The organism is Xanthomonas sp. SHU 199 (assembly GCF_000364665.1).
Lineage (GTDB): Bacteria > Pseudomonadota > Gammaproteobacteria > Xanthomonadales > Xanthomonadaceae > Xanthomonas_A > Xanthomonas_A sontii.
On record NZ_AQOI01000372.1, the window covers coordinates 1 to 3,971 of the forward strand.

Genomic DNA, 3,971 nt, shown 5'->3' on the forward strand with positions numbered 1-3,971 from the left:
CAACGCGGCCCCGGCACCCGCGGCTGCTGCTGCCGCCGATCCTGCGGACAGCGGCTACCAACTGCCGTCGGCGCCACTGCAGGCCATCGTCGATGCGCCGCGGCCGCCGCAGCTGTCGCTGAGCCCACGGCGCGATCTGGCGGCGATGCTGCAGTTGCCTGCGCTGCCCGGCATCGCCCAGGTCGCGCAGCCGGAACTCAAGCTGGCCGGGCTGCGCATCCATCCGCGCACCCGCTCGCAGAGCCGCTTCGCCTTCGGCGACAAGCTGTGGCTGCTGCGCATCGCCGACGGCAGCGAGCTGCAGATCGAAGGTTTGCCGTCGCCGCTGTCGATCGCCGGCATGGCCTGGGCACCGGACCAGCGGCATCTGGCCTTCAATCGGGTCGACGGGCGCAGCGGCGCCAACGAACTCTGGGTGGTGGACATCGCTGCGCGGCGTGCGCGACGTGTCGCCGAGCGGCTCAACACGGTGTCCGGCGAGGGCTATGCGTGGATGCCGGACAGCCGCCAACTGCTGGTGTTGCTGCAGCCGCAGGCGCAGGGCGCGGCGCCGCCCGCAGACGCGGTGCCGACTGGGCCGGCGGTGCAGCAGACCGCCGGTGGCGGTGCCACCGCCTTGCGCACCTACCAGGACCTGCTGAAGAACGAGGCCGACGCGCGCCAGTTCGACGATCAACTACGCGCGCAGCCGGCGCTGGTCGACGTCGACGGGCGGATGCAGCGCATCGCGTCTCCCGACCTGTATCTGTCGCTGGCGCCGTCGCCGGACGGCCGTTATCTGCTGGCGCAGCGCCTGCAGCGGCCGTTCTCCTACCTGGTGCCGGCCAGTGGCTTCCCGCGCACCATCGAGGTGCTGGACCGCGCCGGCAAGCTGGTGCACACGGTGGCGCAGCTGCCGCTGGTGGAAGGCCTGCCCACCGGCAACGATGCGGTGCGCACCGGTGTGCGCGACATCGATTGGCGCAGCGACGCGCCGGCCACCCTGGTCTGGGCCGAGGCCCAGGACGGTGGCGATCCGGCGCGCGAGGCGGCGGTGCGCGACGCGGTGCTGCTGCAGGCGGCGCCATTCACCGCGCCGCCGGTGACGCTGGCGCGCCTGCAGTCGCGCTTCGCCGGCATCGCCTGGGGCCGCGGCGACCTGGCGCTGATCGACGAGTTCTGGTGGAAGACGCGCCAGACCAGACAATGGCGCGTGGCCCCGGACAACCCCGCGCAGGCGCCGCAGCTGCTGGTGCAGCGTTCGCAGGAAGATCGCTATGCCGATCCGGGCACGCCGGTGACGGAGCGCGATGCGGCCGGCAATCCGCGCCTGTTGATCGCCGCCGACGGCCACAGCCTGTTCCTGCGCGGCGAAGGCGCCTCGCCGCAGGGCGATCGGCCGTTCCTGGATCGCTACGATCTGGACACGCGGAAAAGCACGCGCCTGTTCCAGTCGCAGGCGCCGTATTACGCGGTGCCGCAGGCCTTGCTCGACGCCAGCGGCCAGCGCCTTCTGATCACCCGCGAAACGCCGCAGGAGCCGCGCAATTTCTACCGGCTCGACGCTGCGAACGCGGAGCCGGTGGCACTGACCCATTTCACCCATCCCACGCCGCAGTTGCGCGACGTGCACAAGGAGCAGATCCGCTATCGGCGCAAGGACGGGGTGGAGCTGACCGCGACCCTGCTGCTGCCGCCGGGCTACGACGCCAAGCGCGACGGCCCGCTGCCGATGCTGATGTGGGCCTACCCGGGCGAGTTCAAATCCGCCGACGCCGCCAGCCAGGTCACCGATTCGCCGTACCGCTTCAACGCGATCGGCTACTGGGGCCCGCAGGCGTTCCTGGCGCTGGGCTATGCGGTGCTCAACGACCCGTCGATGCCGATCGTCGGCGAGGGTGCGCGCGAACCCAACGACACCTACGTCGAGCAACTGGTCGCCGATGCGCAGGCGGCGGTGGACGAGGTGGTGCGGCGCGGCGTCGCCGATCGCGATCGCATCGCCATCGGCGGGCATTCCTACGGCGCTTTCATGACCGCCAACCTGCTCGCGCACACCCGCCTGTTCAAGGCCGGCATCGCCCGCAGCGGCGCCTACAACCGCTCGCTGACCCCGTTCGGCTTCCAGTCCGAGGAGCGCACCTACTGGCAGGCGCAGCCGGTGTACCAGGCGATGTCGCCGTTCAACTACGCCGACCGGATCAAGGATCCGCTGCTGTTGATCCACGGTGCCGAGGACAACAACTCCGGCACCTTCCCGATCCAGAGCGAGCGCATGTACGCGGCGATCAAGGGCAACGGCGGCACCGCGCGGCTGGTGATGCTGCCCAACGAGGCGCATGCCTACCGCGCGCGCGAGTCGGTGCTGCAGATGCTGGCCGAGAGCGAGCGCTGGCTGCGCACCTATCTGGGACCTGCGCCCACGCCGACGTCCACGCCGGCTGCGGCAGGCGCCACGCCGCGCTGAGCCGCGCCTGCGCCACGGCCGCACGTGCGTGCCGCCGTGGCGCAGGGCGCTGCTGTGCAGTGCAAATGGTTCGCTTTGAAACCGTCGTGCGGCCGACGGGGACGCACTCCCTTTTCGGTTAGGCTTGCGGCGCCCCCACTGCCGAGCCATGCGTTTCCCGATGAACGAGTCCCGCAGCAGCATCGTCTTCGCCACCCCCGACCTTCCCCTGCGCGACGACGTGCGCCGCCTCGGCGCCCTGGTGGGCGACCTGCTCGCCGAACAGGTCTCGGCGCAGTTCCTCGACGAGATCGAACGCATCCGTACCACCGCGATCGCGCGCCGCGAGCGCGCCGCGCCGCTGTCCTCGCTGAGCGAGCAACTCGCCGGCCGCGCACCGCGCGATGCCGAAGCGCTGGTGCGCGCCTTCAGCACCTATTTCCAGGTGGTCAACATCGCCGAGCGCGTGCACCGCATCCGCCGCCGCCGCGATTACCAGCGCAGCAGCGCCGACACGCCGCAGCCGGACGGCCTGCTCGACGCCTTGCGCCGGCTCAAGGCGCAGGGCGTCGGCATCGACGAACTGCGCGACTGGCTGCCGCGCATCGACGTGGAGCCGGTGTTCACCGCGCACCCGACCGAGGCGGTGCGGCGCGCGCTGCTGGAGAAGGAACAGTTGATGGTGGCCAGCCTGGTCGACAACCTCGACGGCCTGCGCACCCCGGGCGAGCGCGCCACCGACGCGGCGCGCTTCCGCATGGCGCTGACCGCCTCGTGGCAGACCGCCGATTCCTCGCCGGTGCGTCCCACCGTGGAGGACGAGCGCGAGCATGTCGGCTTCTACCTGACCCAGGTGCTGTACCGGGTGATCCCGGTGATGTACGAGACCCTGGAGCACGCCATCGAGCAGACCTACGGGCAGGCGCTGAGCCTGCCGCGGCTGCTGCGCTTCGGCACCTGGGTCGGCGGCGACATGGACGGCAACCCCAACGTCGATGCCGCCACCATCACCGCCACCCTCGACGCGCAGCGGCGTGCGGTGCTGGAGCGCTATCTGAAGGAACTTTGGCAGCTCGCCAGCCTGCTCAGCCAATCGACCACCCTGGTCGCGGTCAGCGCGCCGCTGCTGGAGCAACTGGAGCGTTACCGGCAACTGCTGCCGGAAGCCGCGGCGCGCTCGCGGCCGCGCCACGGCGACATGCCGTACCGCCTGCTCAACGATCTGATGCGCGCGCGCCTGCAGGCGACCCTGGACGACGCGCCCGGTGCCTATGCCGCGCCGGCCGAACTGGAAAGCGATCTGCAGTTGATCCTGGACAGCCTGCAGGCCAACAAGGGCCTGCACGCCGGCTGGTTCGCGGTGCGGCGCCTGCTGTGGCGGGTGCGCAGCTTCGGCTTCCACCTGGCGCGGCTGGACGTGCGCCAGGAGTCCAGCGTGCATGCGCGCGCGGTCGCCGCCGCGCTGGACACGCAGGACTGGGACGCGCGCGCGGTGGAAGCGCGCGCAGGCCTGCTCGGCCCCTACGCCAGCGGCGAGCAGGCGCTG

At 71.4% G+C, this 3,971-nt stretch carries 2 protein-coding genes; both read left to right on the plus strand.

Annotated features, from left to right (window positions below; genetic code table 11):
- On the plus strand, positions 1 to 2,446 hold a 2,446-nt coding region (locus tag D183_RS24635), incomplete at its 5' end, for a S9 family peptidase (protein WP_017909295.1).
- 160 nt (positions 2,447 to 2,606) lie between these two features.
- Positions 2,607 to 3,971 (plus strand): phosphoenolpyruvate carboxylase (locus D183_RS0112540; RefSeq protein ID WP_017909296.1); only part of this gene is annotated, 1,365 nt, incomplete at its 3' end.